Source organism: Pseudomonas asturiensis (assembly GCF_900143095.1).
Lineage (GTDB): Bacteria > Pseudomonadota > Gammaproteobacteria > Pseudomonadales > Pseudomonadaceae > Aquipseudomonas > Aquipseudomonas asturiensis.
In genome coordinates this window covers 211,814-228,167 of record NZ_FRDA01000007.1, presented here as the reverse complement: position 1 = coordinate 228,167, position 16,354 = coordinate 211,814, and the positions used below count along the sequence as shown (strand labels likewise).

At 58.3% G+C, this 16,354-nt stretch carries 16 protein-coding genes and 1 riboswitch; of the genes, 11 read left to right on the top strand and 5 right to left on the bottom strand.

Going from position 1 to position 16,354, the window contains the following annotated elements; genetic code table 11:
* Window positions 1–32 precede the first annotated feature (32 nt).
* Window positions 33–365 (bottom strand): SMR family transporter, encoded by a 333-nt coding sequence (locus tag BUB69_RS14910; RefSeq protein WP_073168036.1) that lies wholly within the window; start codon window positions 363–365, stop codon window positions 33–35.
* Window positions 366–503: 138 nt separating this feature from the next.
* On the opposite strand from BUB69_RS14910, the gene waaA reads away from it, so the two are divergent.
* The gene (gene waaA, locus BUB69_RS14905) at window positions 504–1,784 is read left to right on the top strand and encodes a lipid IV(A) 3-deoxy-D-manno-octulosonic acid transferase (protein WP_073168035.1); all 1,281 of its coding nucleotides are present in this window, start codon (window positions 504–506) and stop codon (window positions 1,782–1,784) included.
* A gap of 250 nt (window positions 1,785–2,034) precedes the next feature.
* Here the strand turns inward: waaA and BUB69_RS14900 are convergent, their stop codons facing one another.
* Window positions 2,035–3,474 carry a TolC family outer membrane protein gene (locus tag BUB69_RS14900; RefSeq protein ID WP_073168033.1) on the bottom strand — a complete coding sequence of 480 codons (1,440 nt, stop codon included), beginning with the start codon at window positions 3,472–3,474 and terminating at the stop codon, window positions 2,035–2,037.
* A 163-nt stretch (window positions 3,475–3,637) separates the two neighbouring features.
* Window positions 3,638–3,742: riboswitch (TPP riboswitch) on the top strand.
* A gap of 152 nt (window positions 3,743–3,894) precedes the next feature.
* Here BUB69_RS14900 and thiC point away from each other — a divergent pair.
* A complete protein-coding gene (thiC, locus tag BUB69_RS14895) occupies window positions 3,895–5,784 on the top strand; it encodes a phosphomethylpyrimidine synthase ThiC (protein ID WP_073168031.1) in 1,890 nt (629 codons plus the stop codon).
* Window positions 5,785–5,989: 205 nt separating this feature from the next.
* Window positions 5,990–7,279 carry a putative hydroxymethylpyrimidine transporter CytX gene (cytX, locus tag BUB69_RS14890; protein ID WP_073168030.1) on the top strand — a complete coding sequence of 430 codons (1,290 nt, stop codon included), beginning with the start codon at window positions 5,990–5,992 and terminating at the stop codon, window positions 7,277–7,279.
* Here the strand turns inward: cytX and BUB69_RS14885 are convergent.
* The gene (locus BUB69_RS14885) at window positions 7,248–7,994 is read right to left on the bottom strand and encodes an RsiV family protein (protein ID WP_073168028.1); all 747 of its coding nucleotides are present in this window, start codon (window positions 7,992–7,994) and stop codon (window positions 7,248–7,250) included. The genes cytX and BUB69_RS14885 overlap by 32 nt on opposite strands.
* Before the next feature lie 208 nt (window positions 7,995–8,202).
* On the opposite strand from BUB69_RS14885, the gene BUB69_RS14875 reads away from it, so the two are divergent.
* The 7 genes from BUB69_RS14875 (at window position 8,203) to BUB69_RS14845 (ending at window position 12,481) form a co-directional block, all read left to right on the top strand.
* On the top strand, window positions 8,203–8,820 hold the full coding sequence (locus BUB69_RS14875; RefSeq protein ID WP_024685965.1) for an NUDIX domain-containing protein: 618 nt from the start codon (window positions 8,203–8,205) through the stop codon (window positions 8,818–8,820).
* Complete coding sequence (locus BUB69_RS14870; RefSeq protein ID WP_024652407.1) at window positions 8,811–9,263, top strand: DUF1249 domain-containing protein; 453 nt, start codon at window positions 8,811–8,813, stop codon at window positions 9,261–9,263. The genes BUB69_RS14875 and BUB69_RS14870 overlap by 10 nt, the downstream gene beginning before the upstream one ends.
* 252 nt (window positions 9,264–9,515) lie before the next feature.
* Window positions 9,516–10,892 (top strand): hypothetical protein, encoded by a 1,377-nt coding sequence (locus tag BUB69_RS28880; RefSeq protein ID WP_175561743.1) that lies wholly within the window; start codon window positions 9,516–9,518, stop codon window positions 10,890–10,892.
* On the top strand, window positions 10,892–11,311 hold the full coding sequence (locus BUB69_RS14860; RefSeq protein ID WP_073168024.1) for a hypothetical protein: 420 nt from the start codon (window positions 10,892–10,894) through the stop codon (window positions 11,309–11,311). Before BUB69_RS28880 ends, BUB69_RS14860 begins: the two co-directional genes overlap by 1 nt.
* Window positions 11,304–11,753: a hypothetical protein gene (locus BUB69_RS14855; RefSeq protein ID WP_073168022.1), complete on the top strand. Its 450-nt coding sequence runs from the start codon at window positions 11,304–11,306 to the stop codon at window positions 11,751–11,753. Before BUB69_RS14860 ends, BUB69_RS14855 begins: the two co-directional genes overlap by 8 nt.
* Window positions 11,754–11,779: 26 nt before the next feature.
* A complete protein-coding gene (locus BUB69_RS14850; RefSeq protein WP_073168021.1) occupies window positions 11,780–11,983 on the top strand; it encodes a DUF4926 domain-containing protein in 204 nt (67 codons plus the stop codon).
* A 48-nt stretch (window positions 11,984–12,031) separates the two neighbouring features.
* On the top strand, window positions 12,032–12,481 hold the full coding sequence (locus BUB69_RS14845) for a hypothetical protein (protein ID WP_073168019.1): 450 nt from the start codon (window positions 12,032–12,034) through the stop codon (window positions 12,479–12,481).
* Between the two features lie 323 nt (window positions 12,482–12,804).
* Here BUB69_RS14845 and BUB69_RS14840 read toward each other — a convergent pair whose 3' ends face one another.
* Complete coding sequence (locus BUB69_RS14840; RefSeq protein WP_073168017.1) at window positions 12,805–14,436, bottom strand: methyl-accepting chemotaxis protein; 1,632 nt, start codon at window positions 14,434–14,436, stop codon at window positions 12,805–12,807.
* Between the two features lie 195 nt (window positions 14,437–14,631).
* A complete protein-coding gene (locus BUB69_RS14835; RefSeq protein WP_073168015.1) occupies window positions 14,632–14,970 on the bottom strand; it encodes a DUF7673 family protein in 339 nt (112 codons plus the stop codon).
* A gap of 329 nt (window positions 14,971–15,299) precedes the next feature.
* Between BUB69_RS14835 and BUB69_RS14825 the strand changes: the two genes are divergently transcribed.
* On the top strand, window positions 15,300–16,319 hold the full coding sequence (locus tag BUB69_RS14825; protein WP_073168011.1) for an AraC family transcriptional regulator: 1,020 nt from the start codon (window positions 15,300–15,302) through the stop codon (window positions 16,317–16,319).
* Window positions 16,320–16,354 lie beyond the last annotated feature (35 nt).

Sequence of the window (16,354 nt, the reverse complement as noted above, 5' to 3'; positions counted from 1 at the left end):
AAAGATTGCGGCCATTATAAGGGAACGGAATTTCAATGCCCGGCGGTTTTCGAGAACAACTGAATGACCACCACTCCCGCGACGATCATGCCCATCCCCAGCAAGGCAGGCAGGTCGAGTTTCTGCCCATACACGAAGAATGCCGCAATACTCACCATGACGATGCCCATGCCCGACCAGATGGCGTAGGTAATGCCGACCGGAATGGTGCGCATCACCAGAATCAGCATCCAGAACGCAACTGCGTAGCCACCGATGACCAGCAGCAGGGGAAGCGGGGTGCTGAAGCCTTTCACCGCTTTCATCGAGGTGGTGGCAATGACTTCGGCGCAGATCGCGACGCCCAGCAGGTAGTACGGATTCATGGCATTTTTCCTTGTATGAGACTGCGCATTCTAGTGATCAGCGGTGACAGGCCGGGTAACGCCCACGCCCTCGGTCATCGCGTTTGCGTCTTCAGGTGGTTGTGGCATTGCGCAGGCGGGCTGATAAACTCCGCGCCCATGAATAGAACCCTCTACACCTTCCTGTTCCATCTCGGTTTGCCGCTGGTTGCCCTGCGGCTGTGGTTGCGTGCGCGCAAGGCTCCGGCGTATCGGCAGCGCATCGGCGAACGCTTCGCCATGGGCCTTGCGCCGATGCAGCGCGGCGGCCTCTGGGTGCATGCGGTGTCGGTGGGCGAGAGCATTGCTGCCGCGCCCATGATCCGCGCTTTACTGGCGCAGTATCCCGAACTGCCGATCACTGTGACTTGCATGACGCCCACAGGTTCGGAGCGAATCAAGGCCATGTTCGCCAACGAGTCGCGCATTCAGCATTGTTACCTGCCCTATGACCTGCCTTGGGCGGCCGGGCGCTTCCTCGATCATGTGCAGCCGCGGCTGGGCATCATCATGGAAACCGAATTGTGGCCCAACCACATTCATCAATGCAGCACGCGCGGCATTCCTGTGGTGCTGGCCAATGCGCGGCTGTCGGAACGCTCGGCGCGGGGCTATGGGCGGTTTGAAAAGCTGACCCGGCCGATGCTTGCCGAAATGTCCTGGTTCGCAGTGCAGACTGAAGTCGAAGCCCAGCGCTTTCGCGATCTGGGTGCGCGACCTGAATGCGTCACGGTAACGGGCTCGATCAAGTTCGACCTGAGCATTGACCCGCAGTTGCTGGCGCGAGCCGCCGCGCTGCGCGAACAGTGGCAAGCCACGCAACGCCCGGTGTGGATTGCGGCCAGTACCCATGCAGGTGAGGATGAAAGCGTGCTGGCTGCGCATCGCACGCTGTTGTCGAGCCGTCCCGATGCGTTATTGATTCTGGTGCCGCGTCACCCCGAGCGCTTCGATAGCGTGTATGGGTTGTGTCAGCAGCAGGGCTTCACGACGATTCGGCGCTCAACCGCACAGGTCGTCACGCCCGGGGTCTCGGTGCTGCTGGGCGATACCATGGGTGAGCTGCTGTTTCTGTATGCGCTGGCAGACAGCGCTTTCGTCGGTGGTAGCCTGGTGCCCAATGGCGGTCACAATCTGCTGGAACCTGCGGCGCTGGCCAGGCCAGTGCTGAGCGGCCCGCACCTGTTCAATTTCCTCGAAATCGCCGCGATGCTGCGTGATGCCGGGGCGCTGGAAGAAGTCGTCGACTCCACCGCGCTGGCTGTCGCCGTACAGCGCCTGTTCGATCAGCCTCGTTTGGCGCAAACAATGGCTGAAGCCGGGCTGGGTGTCATGAAGGCCAATCAGGGCGCGTTGCAGCGCTTGCTGGATGGCGTTGGGCGGTTGGTCCAAAGGATGTGAAGCGCAGCGTGACGGCTGCCTCTGTGCTCATCTTTCTACACACGTCTTGCTGCAGCCAACGGACGGTGGGAGCTTGCTCGCGAAGGCTGTGTTTCAAGCACAACCTTTCGATTGGGTGGACCGACTCCTTCGCGAGCAAGCTCGCTCCCACAGGTTTTGCATTCCGTCAGTTCCGGGGCGTGTGTATCACGATGAGTGCTCTGCATGGGAACGCCTCACAGGATGCTACGCGTCCGATTCTGGCGTGCACTCAGCGCTGTGGCGGTCTTTCGAAGTTCTTGCGCGCCGCGGCTGCCAGGTCCGGTGGGAGGAAGTCCTTGTCCGGGTTGTAGTCGGATTTCAGATAACGCGACAGGTCCTGCAGATCTCCCGGATTCAGCGTTCCGGCTGCCTGCTTCAGGCGCAGGTTGTCGAGGATGTAGTCGTAACGCGTGTTGTTGTAATCACGCACCGATGCGTACAACTGACGCTGGGCATCCAGCACGTCGACGATGTTGCGTGTGCCCACCTGATAGCCGATTTCCGTGGCTTCCAGCGCACTCTGGTTGGAGATGATCGACTGCTTGCGTGCCTGAACCTGCTCCACGTCGGTATTCACGGCGCGGTGCAGGTTACGGGTGTTCTCCACCACCTGACGGCGCAAGGCTTCACGACGCTGCTCGCTCTGACTCAGCCGCGAGTAGGCTTCGCGTACTTGGGAGCTGGTCAGGCCGCCGCTGTAGATCGGGATGTTCAACTGAACACCGATGGTGCGTTGCTCGACATCGCCGCTGTAATTCTGCCCCGTGTAATTGGGGTTGTTGAAACCCAGCGCGTCGTTATCGCCACGCTGATAAGTGGCGACCGCATCAAGTGTCGGTGCATGCCCGGACTTGCGCTGGCGCAGGGTTTCCTCGGCGGCGTTGACGGCATAGTTGCTGGCCAGCAGGTTGAGATTCTGCTGCGCGGCAGTGTCGACCCAGGCCTTGGCATCGTTGGGCGTCGGGGCCAGCACCGGCAGCGTGTGGACGATGCCTTCGATGGAGTTGTATTCGCGGTTGGTCAGGGTCACCAGCGCCTGAAACGCATCGTCCACCTGCCGCTGGGCCAGGATGCGGCTGGCGCGCGAGGTGTCGTAGCTGGCCTGGGCCTGCAGCACATCGGTCTTGTCAGAAAGGCCGACATCGAAGCGTTCATTGGCCTGATCCAGCTGACGCCTGAACGCCGATTCCTCGGCCTTGGTCGCGGCCAGATTGTCCTGTGCACGCAGCACGCTGAAATAACTTTGTGCCGATTGCAGAATCAGGTTTTGCTCGGTGGCCGACAGTTCAAGCGCAGCCTGTTCGTTGACTGCTTCGGCCGCCTGAAGCTGGAACCAGCGATCGGCACGAAAGATCGGCTGGCTCAGGGTCGCCTGATACACCGTGCCGCTGCGGGTCGCGTTCGCGCGCGGCTGGTCGATGCTGGTGCGTGTGTTGTTGGCCTGTGCGCTGCCGGAAATATTGGGCAACAGACCGGCCCGCGCCTGCGGCACGGCCTCTTTGCGCGCAGCGTAATCGGCGCGTGCCGCAGCCAGATCGGCGTTGTTGTCCACCGCCTGCTCGTAGACGTTAACCAGGCCGGTCTTGGTCGGCAGTGGCATATCGGCTGCCCAGGTCGGTCCGCTGGACGCACACGAAACAACCACGAGCAACGAAAGCTTGCGCAACATGAGGCATTCCCTGTTCATGAAGAAAATAGTCACGGTTTGACGAAAAGACCGGGATAGCGAGTGTAGAGCCAGACGCTTTACGCAACAATCGGACATTTCAGCCATTTATCGATGGCTGCGCAATTGCGCTGGCGTTACAGCCTCGACGCGGCATAGACTGACGCCGTTCTTGTCGGGGTGCCTTGCTGTGAGGCTGAGATCGGTTAAACCGGATCCCGTTGAACCTGATCAGGTTAGCGCCTGCGTAGGGAACAAGATTTCTCGTCTCCCGGCGAGTCCTCTTGAGTGTCGTCCGGGGTCGATTGTTCAAAAAATGAACAGCACACCTTTCTCGATACTCAGCACTGCTTCAGTGCACCCGTCCGTCCCGATCAGGTTACTCCGACAATAAATCCACAGTGGATGTCTGGAGAGACCGTGATGAGCATAAAACCAAAAAACGCACCCCATTTGAGCGAGTCGGCACAAGTCGATTCCGGATCGGTACAGCCGTTCACCCGTTCACAGAAGATCTACGTTCAGGGCTCACGTCCTGACATTCGCGTGCCGATGCGCGAAGTCACCCTGGATATCACGCCGACTGACTTCGGCGGCGAAATCAACGCCCCGGTCACGGTCTACGACACCTCTGGCCCCTACACCGATCCCAACGTGATCATCGACGTGCGCAAAGGCCTGGCCGACGTGCGCTCGCCCTGGATCGACTCGCGCAACGACACCGAGCGCCTGCCGGGTCTGAGCTCCCACTTCGGCCAGCAGCGCCTGAGCGACGCCGAGCTGACCGCGCTGCGCTTTGCGCACGTGCGCAACCCGCGCCGGGCCAAGGCGGGCGCCAACGTCAGTCAGATGCACTACGCGCGTCAGGGCATCATCACCGCCGAGATGGAATACGTTGCCATCCGCGAAAACATGAAGCTTCAGGAGGCCCGAGCCGCTGGCCTGCTGACTCAGCAACACGCCGGGCACAGCTTCGGCGCCAGCATCCCGAAGGAGATCACCGCCGAGTTCGTGCGTGAAGAGATCGCCCGTGGCCGCGCGATCATTCCGGCCAACATCAACCACGTCGAGCTTGAGCCGATGATCATCGGCCGCAACTTCCTGGTGAAGATCAACGGCAACATCGGCAACAGCGCACTGGGTTCTTCCATCGAAGAGGAAGTCGCCAAGCTGACGTGGGGCATTCGCTGGGGCTCGGACACTGTCATGGACCTGTCCACCGGCAAGCACATCCACGAGACCCGCGAGTGGATCATCCGCAACTCGCCGGTGCCCATCGGCACGGTGCCGATCTATCAGGCGCTGGAAAAGGTCGGCGGTGCGGCCGAAGACCTGACCTGGGAGCTGTTCCGCGACACGCTGATCGAACAGGCCGAGCAGGGCGTCGATTACTTCACCATCCATGCCGGCGTGCTGTTGCGCTACGTGCCACTGACGGCCAAACGCGTGACCGGTATCGTCAGCCGTGGCGGGTCAATCATGGCCAAGTGGTGCCTGGCGCATCACAAGGAAAACTTCCTCTACACCCATTTCGAAGACATCTGCGAAATCATGAAGGCCTACGACGTCAGCTTCTCGCTGGGCGATGGTCTGCGTCCGGGCTCGATTGCCGACGCCAACGATGCGGCGCAGTTCGGCGAGCTGGAAACCCTCGGCGAGCTGACCAAGATCGCCTGGAAGCATGACGTGCAGACCATGATCGAGGGTCCGGGTCACGTGCCGATGCAGTTGATCAAGGAGAACATGGACAAGCAGTTGGAATGCTGCGACGAGGCCCCGTTCTACACCCTCGGCCCGCTGACCACGGACATCGCGCCGGGTTATGACCACATCACCTCGGGCATTGGTGCGGCCATGATCGGCTGGTTCGGTTGCGCCATGCTCTGCTACGTCACGCCAAAAGAGCATCTGGGCCTGCCGAACAAGGATGACGTGAAAACCGGGATCATCACCTACAAGATCGCCGCCCACGCAGCGGACCTGGCCAAGGGGCATCCGGGCGCGCAGATCCGCGACAACGCCTTGAGCAAGGCGCGCTTCGAGTTCCGTTGGGAAGATCAGTTCAACCTGGGGCTGGACCCCGATACCGCGCGCTCCTATCACGACGAAACCTTGCCCAAGGACTCGGCCAAGGTCGCGCACTTCTGCTCCATGTGCGGGCCGAAATTCTGTTCGATGAAAATTACTCAGGAAGTGCGCGAATACGCGGCCAACCAGCGGATCGAGGCGGTGGACGTGGACGTCGCTCAGGGGCTGGCAGAGCAGGCCGAGCGCTTCAGGCAGGAAGGCAGTCAGCTCTATAAAAAGGTCTGACACGCCGGTTGTCAGTGCGCGCGCTCGCGCACTGACACAGATCGCTCTTATCAAACAACCTGTAACCCACTGAGTTTGCTGCGCGACAGCGCTACGTCGAAGACGTGGTGAGGCCTCCCACGCTCCCGCGTGGGGATGCCGCTCAGGACGCTCCGCGTGCGGACCACAAGACGATACATCACTCATTTCTTACCGAGACAGAACCGTGAACACACCCGGCACCTATTCCCCCGACACGCCCATCGCTGCCAACCAGCGGGTGTTCGGCGGGCGCGATCTGTTTTCCCTGTGGTTCTCGTTAGGCATCGGCCTGATGGTGCTGCAGACCGGTGCTTTGCTCGCACCGGGGCTGGGCATGTCCGGCGCGTTGCTGGCGATCTTCCTCGGCACGCTGGTCGGTGTCATGTTGCTGGCCAGTGTGGCGGTGATCGGCACTGACACCGGCCTGTCTTCCATGGCAACCCTCAAGCTCAGCCTTGGCAGCAAGGGGGCGTCGTTACCCGCGTCGTTGAACCTGCTGCAACTGATCGGCTGGGGCTCGTTCGAAATCATTGTGATGCGCGATGCCGCCAGCCTTCTGGGCGCCCGAGCCTTCGCAGAAGGCAGCCTGTGGGCCAATCCCTTGCTCTGGACGTTGTTCTTCGGCGCGCTGGCCACGCTGCTGGCGGTCGGCGGGCCGCTGACCTTCGTGCGTCGGATTCTGCGTCGCTGGGGTATCTGGCTGTTACTCGCCGCCTGCCTGTGGCTGACCTGGAACCTGCTGACCAAAGCCGACCTGGCCGCGCTCTGGGCGCGTACCGGTGACGGGTCGATGCCATTTGCCGTGGGGTTCGACATCGCTATCGCCATGCCGCTGTCCTGGCTGCCGTTGATTGCCGATTACTCCCGATTCGGCCAGCGTGCACGTAATGTGTTTGGCGGTACGGCCCTGGGGTTTTTTATCGGCAACTTCTGGCTGATGGGGCTGGGCGTCGCCTACACCCTGGCGTTTGCGCCAAGCGGCGAGACCCATGCGCTGCTGCTGGCGTTGGCGGGTGCAGGTCTGGGGATTCCGTTGCTATTGATTCTGCTGGACGAGTCGGAAAACGCCTTCGCCGACATTCACTCGGCCGCTGTATCAACGGCGCTTCTGACGCGGGTCAAGGTCGAGCACCTGGCGTTGGCCATCGGCATCGTCTGCACGCTGATCGCCTGCCTCGCGCCTTTGGCGCAATACCAGAATTTTCTGTTGCTGATCGGCTCGGTATTCGCGCCGCTGTTCGGCGTGGTGCTGGTGGATCACTTCATCCTGAGGCGTCGAGGCCGTCAGGCGGTGGCGAGCGGCTTGCGCTGGATGAGTCTGCTGGCCTGGCTGGGTGGGATCAGCACCTACCATTTGCTGGCCAATCTGTACCCGGATGTGGGGGCAACACTGCCAGCGCTCATCGTCGCTGGCGTGCTGCAACTGCTGATCGGCGGTGCGATCAGCCGCGGCCGGGGAACAGTTCCGGCTTGAGGATGCCATTGAGCTGAGGGTACGGAATCTTCAGCTCGATGTGGCCCATGGAGTAGGGCGCGATGGTTTCCACCGGATACTTGAGGATCACAGCGCCATAAGTCAGGGCAATATGTGGCGTACGCTTGAATGGCCAGGTCTGCACGAACGTGGCGTCTTCAATCATCTTGCTCGACACCAGCCAGCCCTGATGAGCCAGCTCGGCTTTCTGCCAGAACTCCTGCTCCTTGCCCGGAATCACCATGTCGGCCAGCGTCAGCACCTTTTGCTGCTGGCGCGAATAGTTGATGAACGCCCGGCCGGGATTGCCGTGAGCGCCGCCATTATCCAGGTAGCTGGACAGCTCGACGACCACGATACCGTCATGCTGCTCGCGTACCTTGGCTTGCAGGTAGCTGCTGTTGCGGCCCTGGGAGCGGCTCAGGAACTGCTCCTGATACGCCTTGATCGACGCCGGTGGCGGCGTGCTGCTGTCGGCAACGGTCAATTGCAGCAGCGTCTTCTGAACGATGGCGTCCAGCTTCGGCTCATCCGGGAAATGCACGGTATCGATGTTCACCAGCGGGCAATCGGCGGTGGTGCAACCCGGCTTTATAAGCTCGGAGGCATCACGCTGAACCTGCAGCGGTGCGCGCATGTTGGGCGTGAAGAGGCTTTGGCAGGCGCCCAGCAACAGGGCCAGGCAAGCCAGTGAAGTGATCCTCAGTAACGACATGTTGATCCTTGGCAGAGTCAGTAAAGGCGGTCGTGTTGTGCGTATCCAGGCTGGTTGGACTGCAAACGCCCGGTTCGGTTCGCCACTGGGCGGATTAGAATTGTTTTACAGGGCAGCCGTCTACCCTGCTTATTTAAGGGGGCTGCATCGGGTGGGTAATGCGCGTTAGGATGGCTGGACGTTCAAGATAGCCGCAAGCGAGAAACCCATGACCCAGACCACCCGATCGGTACCGACGGCTTTTGAGATCACCAGGCGGGAAAACTGCTTCAAAGGTTTTTACAAACTGGACAAATTGTACCTGCGCCACGAACTGTTCGATGGCGGCACCAGTCAGGAAATCAGCCGCGAGCTGTTCGTTCGCCACGACGCCGTCTGCGTTCTGCCTTATGACGCCAAGCGTGATGAAGTGGTGCTGATCGAGCAGTTTCGTGTAGGCGCGGTCGAGAAGACCGGCAACCCCTGGTTGATCGAACTGGTGGCCGGACTGATCGACAAGGATGAGCAGCCGGAAGAAGTTGCTCATCGTGAGGCAGAAGAGGAAGCTGGGCTTGTGTTCGGTGCGTTATGGCCAATTACCCGGTATTTTCCTTCGCCGGGCGGCAGTGACGAGTTCGTTCACCTGTTCATGGGGCAGTGCGACAGCCAAGGGGTGGGCGGTCTGCACGGGCTTGAATCCGAGGGCGAAGACATCCGCGTGACAGTCTGGTCGTTCGACGATGCGATGCAGGCCGTGGCGGATGGAAGAATCATGAACGCGGCAACCATCATCGCCTTGCAATGGCTGGCGTTGAACCGCGCTGAAATAAGGGGGTTATGGTCGTGAATCTACTGCGCGAGCGCTACCGTGTTGATCTTGCCGGGCTGCAGGCTGCCTGCGAGGCCAACTACGCGCGCTTGATGCGTCTGCTGCCGGACATGCGCAACGAACAGCGCTCACGCCGCGTGGCGGTGACTCAGGGTGATCAAATGCTGGGCGTGCTGGCCGTCGAAGTTCTGCTCGACTGCCCGTACACCACTACGCTGCAAGTGCGTCAGGAACACAGCCTGCCCTGGCTGCCGGTGCCCAAGCTGGAAGTGCAGGTCTACCATGACGCACGCATGGCCGAAGTCATCGGCGCCGAACACGCTCGTCGTTTCAGGGGGATCTATCCGTACCCCAACGCCGACATGCACCAGCCGGACGAAAAAGCCCAGCTCAACCTGTTTCTGGGTGAATGGCTGAGCCACTGCCTGGCGTGTGGGCATGAGTTTGAAGCGGTCCGCTGATTCATCTTTCGACACGTTTTAACCCTCTCTACCGGCGATTGCCGCCATCCGCAGGCGGCATCGTGCTGAGTGCGTTTCAGCACACCGAACCGAAATCTGCCGATACTTTTCGACGCTGGACGACCTCGCGTCAGCCCATAAACTCGCCTGCTGTTTTTCATCTGCTTCCGTTCGTTCAAGACCTCACGGCCAACTGAACGGCACTGCCTCAGCGCATGGATGCGTGATCATTGATACAAGGAGTTCGCTGTCATGGGTGTTTACGACACCAGAGGCAACTATTCGCCGACGCCGGGTGTTTGCCGGCCCGCTGGACCTGCCAAATCCCCGCCAACACCATCGCCGCCCGAGTACACCTGGGAAAATCAGCGTCCACGCACTCTGTATGCGCCCGCACCCAAAGCCAGCTGCCTGGTGGGCGTCAGATTTCTCTGGAGCAACGGTGAGTGTCTGGTTGGCTGTCCCTGGGGGCTTACTCAGGAAGACGGCCAGGTCATCCGGGGCACGCTGGATTCCAAGAGTTTTCTCAGTCAACTCATAGAAGGGCGTGCGCACAAGGTCCAGCTCAATCCGGGGTTCGATCCGAACGCACAGTTAGGCGGCTTTCGAGCGGAGCTGCAAAAAGTTCTGCACGAAATTCTGGCCGCTGAGCGAGTCGAAGCTGACCGCCTGACAGCGATTCAAGAGCAGCGCAGCACCGCTGCCAATGTGTTTTATGCCCAGGCCGCGTTGGGTCGAGGCTTCTTGTATGGCGCTTGGGGGTTGGTTAAATCAACCCTAGAGTTCGCTGATCTGGCCGATCCCTTTGGTGAGTTTGCACAGGCGGCAGTGGGAGCATGGAAAGCCGAGCCGGAACCTGGAAAAGGCTGGCTGGACTCATTTGTGGAGCAGTACACGGCTGCGCAGCACCGTGATCTGGCTGCGGCACTGGGTTTTGATCCGGCGACCATCAGCCGGGAGAAAATGGCGCAGGCTTACGAAGCTGCCAACTACATTTTCGAAGACGAAGCCAGCAGACTTATTCTGAGGCGCTTCGCCACCGAGTACGTCAGCATCCAGAACCATGAGTCCATCCTCCAATTCACCGGGGGTATGGTTTTCGAGATCGTACTGGCAGCCTTGCTGGTCTTCCTGACCGGCGGCACAGGCCTGGCAGCACGCGCTTCAGTCGCTTCTACACGATTGACGCCCTTGCTCGCACGGTTGGGCGAGACACTGGGCAAGCTGGGCGCTAATCTCAAGAAAGCCAGGGTTTACGAAGCGGGAATTGCTGAAGGCAAAGGGAGCGGATCGCAGACGGTTGTGATTCCGCAGGCGAAGGCGGTTGTGCCGGCATATTTATATCGGCCGGACCGAAAACTACCTAGAGACAAGCACGGAAACCATATTCCTGATTCTGATGTTCCGCATACACAACTGGGTAATAAAAAGGGGCGTCGTGGAGACTACAGGCAAGCACGTGAGTGGCGTGAAGATGAGGTTGGCGCATTGGTGCCCAGTCGGGACATCGACTTTACAGATCATGGTCGCCCTGAAAATCATACAAATCCACATCAGCACGATTGGACCCCCAATGAAACAGGAGGAACCCTTAAGCATGGAGATGCTAAACCTTTGGAATATCCCTAATGAATAAGCTGACTATCCCGGTAACGGGTGAAGGCTTCATTTTTAACTTGAAGGAGATGCTGTCAGTTGTTCCTGATAACAAATGGGTCTGGGCGGTGCTTGAGTTTTATGGTGTCGGCATCGCTCCGGCTGGGCTGGCTATGCCTGACTTTGAGGAGCGTTTGCGAGACCTCGAAAAAGGATGGTTGCTCAGTTGGGAAGAGCTACGCCTATTTGCCAATAATCTCGAGCAGGTCTTCGACTGCTTTATCGTCGCCGTGGATTCTGTCGACAAGATCAGGAAACCCATCGAGGTGGATGAGCCGCCGCAAAACTGTTTCATCGCGCTGGAGGCCTTTGACAGTCATGAGTGGATCATATGGAGTGATTTTCCTGAACTGCTGAGTCCGTTTTCGGTGCTGCGTGAATCAAATGGCTGAGCGTGAAGTTTTCGATTTTGCGTCGTTCCGGGTCGATAACGCTCATCATCCTGTATCAGGTCTCGATTACATTCACGCTGTGCATCATACGCAGCGCCTGCCTGCTGATTTTGCGCTCTGGATGGCAACGCTGTACTGGCCCGAATTCATGCGTGTGGATGACTGGGTTTTTGTTAAGGAGAACTTTGATGACGCTTATTACCACTCGCTGTTGGAATCGGATAACTCTCCGGCCAGGAATCAGTGCTGGATGAACCTGCTCGAGGTGGCGGGGCTTTTTGAGAACCTGTCAGTGCCTGAAGCGACGGTTGTCGCGAATGCATTGGCGGGAAGCTGGAACGCTAAGCTGACTTCTGAATTCGGCGCGTCTTTTGCTCAATCCAGAGCGTTTGTCGATGATGAGGGCTGTGAGGTATTTGTGATGATTGGCTTTTCGGATTAATGCGTGAAGGGTTCTGGATGTGCCAAATGGATTTTAGGTTGCTCGACGTGGTCAGGCTTGAAGTGAATGTTCCTGATGAGGGTTTGGTTAAGGGAGCTACGGGGGCGATTGTGTATGAGTCTTTTGTTCCGGATATTGCATACGAGGTCGAGTTCGCTGATTCGAAAGGCAGAACGACGGCGCAGTTAACATTGTTTCCTTCGCAGTTATCTCTTTTAGTGCGACTGTGAGGGGGATTGGCATGTTTGAAGCAGAGAGGTATTTCAGGCGACGTTTCCATGGAAAGTAAAGATCCAGTCATCGCTCCCTACGCACATGTTCTCGCTGTGAACAAAGATGGGATATCGAAGTTTTGCTATCTGTACATGAATCTGTCGTATCTGGATTTTCCGGCAGACTTCATTGAAAGCTTCGCTGCGCTCTTCAACCCCACGATCATGATTCATGAAGGCGGGTATTTCATTGAGGAGAATTTCACATACGCTAAGTATGAAGACTCACTGGAAAGGCAAGTGCCTCTTCAGAAAATACCCTACTGGTTAAACATGGTCGAAATCACCAGCTTGCTGGGCGATATCGGTTACGACGAGGCTGCCGAGCTGGGTGCGGTGATTCGCGATTGCTGGGGCGCTAAGCTCAATCGGCAGTTTCCGGATTCGGGTTTTGAGGCGCTGCTTTTTCTTGATGATGAGCTGGATGAGGTCTGGGTGACGTTGTGCAGCGTGTGATTGTTGATCTGGCGTATACGCGGATCGCTGACGTGTGAGGTGATAATGGCTGTCATACGAGGTTTACTGACATCCCTCTCAACCATGACCCTCTGCATCCTGCCCACACTCTTCATCATGGGTCACTGTTGGCCTGAGATGCCTTACGAGCAAGCGCTGGGTTATCTGTCATATGCAGGGCTGGCCGGGATGGTCGCGGGGGCGTTGGTTTTTTCGACTGTTCGGAAGGCGAGGCTTCGGCGTGTGCGGTGAGGTGGCATCGGGCGGTCCAGGTTGGCGACGGACTCCTGATTTTCATCAGGAGTCCTGTACCGCGACCTGCCTTACACCTTGAAACGACGCACCAGAGCGCTGAGGTCTCCAGCCAGACGTGACAGTTCCTGGCTGGCCGAGTGTGTTTGTTCTGCCCCGGCTGAGGTCTGGATCGACAGGTCGCGGATGCGCACCAGGTTGCGATCGACTTCTCTCGCCACCTGAGCCTGTTCTTCCGCAGCGCTGGCGATCACCATATTTCGCTCGTCTATGTCACCGACCGCCTGCGCAATCGTGCGCAGCGCTTCATTGGCGGACGTGGCCTGAGTCTGGGTCTGGCGGGCCTGTTCGGCGCTGGTCAGCAAGGCGTCCACTGTCTGGTTGGTGCCCAGCTGGATGCTGCCGATCATCGTCTCGATTTCGCGTGTAGAGTCACCGGTACGATGAGCCAGTGAACGGACTTCATCCGCAACGACTGCAAAACCGCGCCCGGCCTCACCGGCCCTGGCTGCTTCGATGGCAGCGTTCAACGCCAGCAGGTTGGTCTGCTCAGCCACTGCACGGATGACGTCCAGCACCTTGCTGATGTTCTGGGTCTGTGCGGCCAGATTGCGCGCCTGTTCGGATGCATCCATCACGTTGTCGGTCAATGCACCGATAGCGGTCAGGGTATCGGTCAATTGAGCCTGGCCCTGGAGGGCGGTAGTGGAGGCGGCCTTGGATTGCGTGGACGTTGTGACGGCATTGGAGGCGACTTCCTCGACCGCCTGGCTCATCTCGGTCACCGCCGTGGCGGCCATTTCGATTTCATTATTCTGCTGTTGCAGACCCTGAGCGCTTTCACTCATCACGGCGCTCATTTCTTCGGTGGATGAGGCGAGTTGCTCTGCAGAACGGCCGATGTGCTCCAGTGTGTCGCGTAAGGTTTTCTGCATGGAATCCATCGATTGCAACAGCTGAGCGGCTTCATCGGTTCCCGAGACGTCGAGGCTTCGGGTCAGGTTGCCCGCGGCGATAGTCTGTGCCGAGAGGATGGCCGCTTTCAAAGGGGTGGTCAGGCTGAGCGTCATACGCCAGGACAGAAAAACGGTCAGCGAAATGGCAACGAAAATCGCGATCCAGGTGATTTGCTGAGACTTGCCGTAAAGAGAGCGACCGATTTCTCCGTGGTAGCTGGCGTACTCAAAATTGATCTTTTGAAGCCTTGCAGCAGACTCGTCCATCGCTGAACCCAGCGCGGCCATGGCAGGCATGACCGATTCACGGGCCTCCTGCACCTTGCCTTGCTTTATCAAGGCGACGATCTTGCTGATTTGCTCACGGTAGGTGGTGTAGGTGGCGGCCAGTTTGTCCACGACCGCATGTTCTTCTTTTTCGGCTTCAGTGTTACCCATCATTGAACGGTACTTCGCGAGCTCCGTTTCGATGGACTTGCCCAGGTTCTCGATCTTTGAGTAGCTCGCATTGACATTGTCGGGATCCGCGATCATTCGCACATTCTCCAGGCGAAGATTGGCCAGTTGAAGGGCCAGCGCGTCACCCGAGATGATCCCGGGAATGGCGTCTCGCTCGACGAGCTCTGCCTCGTTTCGTACATGGGACATTTGAAACAGGCCAAACAGCCCTTGTGCGACAACCAGCGTCACAATGACACCAAAACAAAAGATACTGCGTCGAGCGATGTTCATCGAACGAAGGTTCATAGGGGCCTCACTCCATCGTGGAGTTCTTAATAGTCAAGGTTGTCGACGGCGCTGGCACAGGGCAGCACCTTTCTGGCAATCAGCGCACGCGAACGCACACGGGCAGTTGAGTCATGCCGGCAAATGCCGGAGGCGCACAGGTTCCAGCCCTGGCAAAGTGGGGCATTGTTTCAGGTGCTTTGAAAACGCATTGGCTCAGGGCGTCTGACGACGACCGATGATCTTGAACGCCAGCTCCAGGCCCAGATCTTCGGGCCTCACTTTTCGCTCACCCAGCCAATGAAAAACCAATCGCACAGCGCTCAGCAGTTTGTCGTCCATGCTCCAAAGCTGCTGAAGGCTGAAGCCTCCGTGGGTGTCGGCGTCGTACCAGGCCAGGAGAAAGCAGGCGGCCGCTTCCGAATGCGGCCCCTCTTCAATGGCGGTGATGATGAGTGTCCTGAGTGCCCAGGTCATATTGTCATCAACACCGGCGGACACCTCACCACATCCGGCACCCAGAAAGTCATCGGATTTCAATCTTGAAAACGTCATTGTGGGAAGCACACGCCTGCACGGAAAAGGAAGGTTTCACGTCGACAAAGATCACGAAAGTTTCAGCGCTAATCAGGGGTGTTCAGATCTTTATTATAGATTTTAACGACCGCATCTACGGGGGCTCATCAAGTAACGCGATCTATGAGTATTCTGCCATCCTGTCTATTTATTTGAACAGTGGCCTGTCAAACCAGTTTCATGTCCCGGGACACATCGGTAATAATCAGCACTGTAAAGTCGGGCGATTTATCAAACGCTACAGTGTCATTGAATTATCTGTCGTATGGGTCAGGTTTGGACAGTCGAGCGTCAATGGATGATAAAAAATGAATAGCCTTGCGCTGTCCGGTTTTCGTTCGATTGCGACCGCCATCAGCGAGGCCGGTGCTGATTTTGACGCACTGCTGAACGAGCTTGCCGGGCCGGCGGAGCTTGATCTGTATCACAAAGATCGAGTAAGTCTGGCACTGGCGTACCAGATCATAAATGTTGCAGTGGAGAGGACAGGCAACCCTGATCTCGGCCTGGATGCTTATGCTCACTTGCACGTGGGTATTCTAGGCGGTTGTGGCTATCCGATTATCACCAGTCCTGATCTGGGCACCGCGCTCGAACGATTAACCAAGTATTTTCCTCTGCTCATGAGTGGAGGGGACATCGTTCTGGAGGTCGATGAACTCGGGTTGAAAATCACGGGCGTCGAGGAGGTCATATTTGATGCGCCCGTGCCGCGAGGCTTTATAGATGCCTGTGCGTCGTTATTGTTGGGGCTGTTGCACTGGCTGGTGCCTCAAGAAAATATTATGCCGCTGCGTGTAGAACTTCCTTATCCAGAGCCCGCCAACACCGTGCGCTTGAAAGAACGTTTTGGACATCAACTGGTGTTTGGTTCGCCTCACGTGTCCCTCACCTTTGCGGCGAAGGTGCTGGATTTAAAACTGATCACGGCCAATCGCGCGCTGGAAGCGATCCACTGCGAGTACGCCGACGCACAACTTTACGAGCAATTAAAGCACTCTCACACGGCGCAGGTTTCCCGGCTGCTCTTCGAGTCCATGACGCGAGGTGTCTCCTTGTCGCTGGAAGGCGTGGCTGTTCAGTTGGGCACGAGCAGGAGGCGTGTGCAGAACATGCTCGAGAAAGGCGGCACGAATTTTTCGGCGCTGCGCGATGAATGCCGCCAAGAGTTGGCGCGCAACCTGTTGCTGCATTCCCCGCGCAGCGTGCAACACATTGCGACAACATTAGGCTTTTACGAGCCCAGTGGCTTTCACAAGGCCTGCCTTCGCTGGTTCGGCATCACGCCGGGGCAGTTCAGGGATCAGCGCGTGCAACCCGCTCCATGATCTAGACCGAAAATGTGACCCAGATCCGCTGCCAC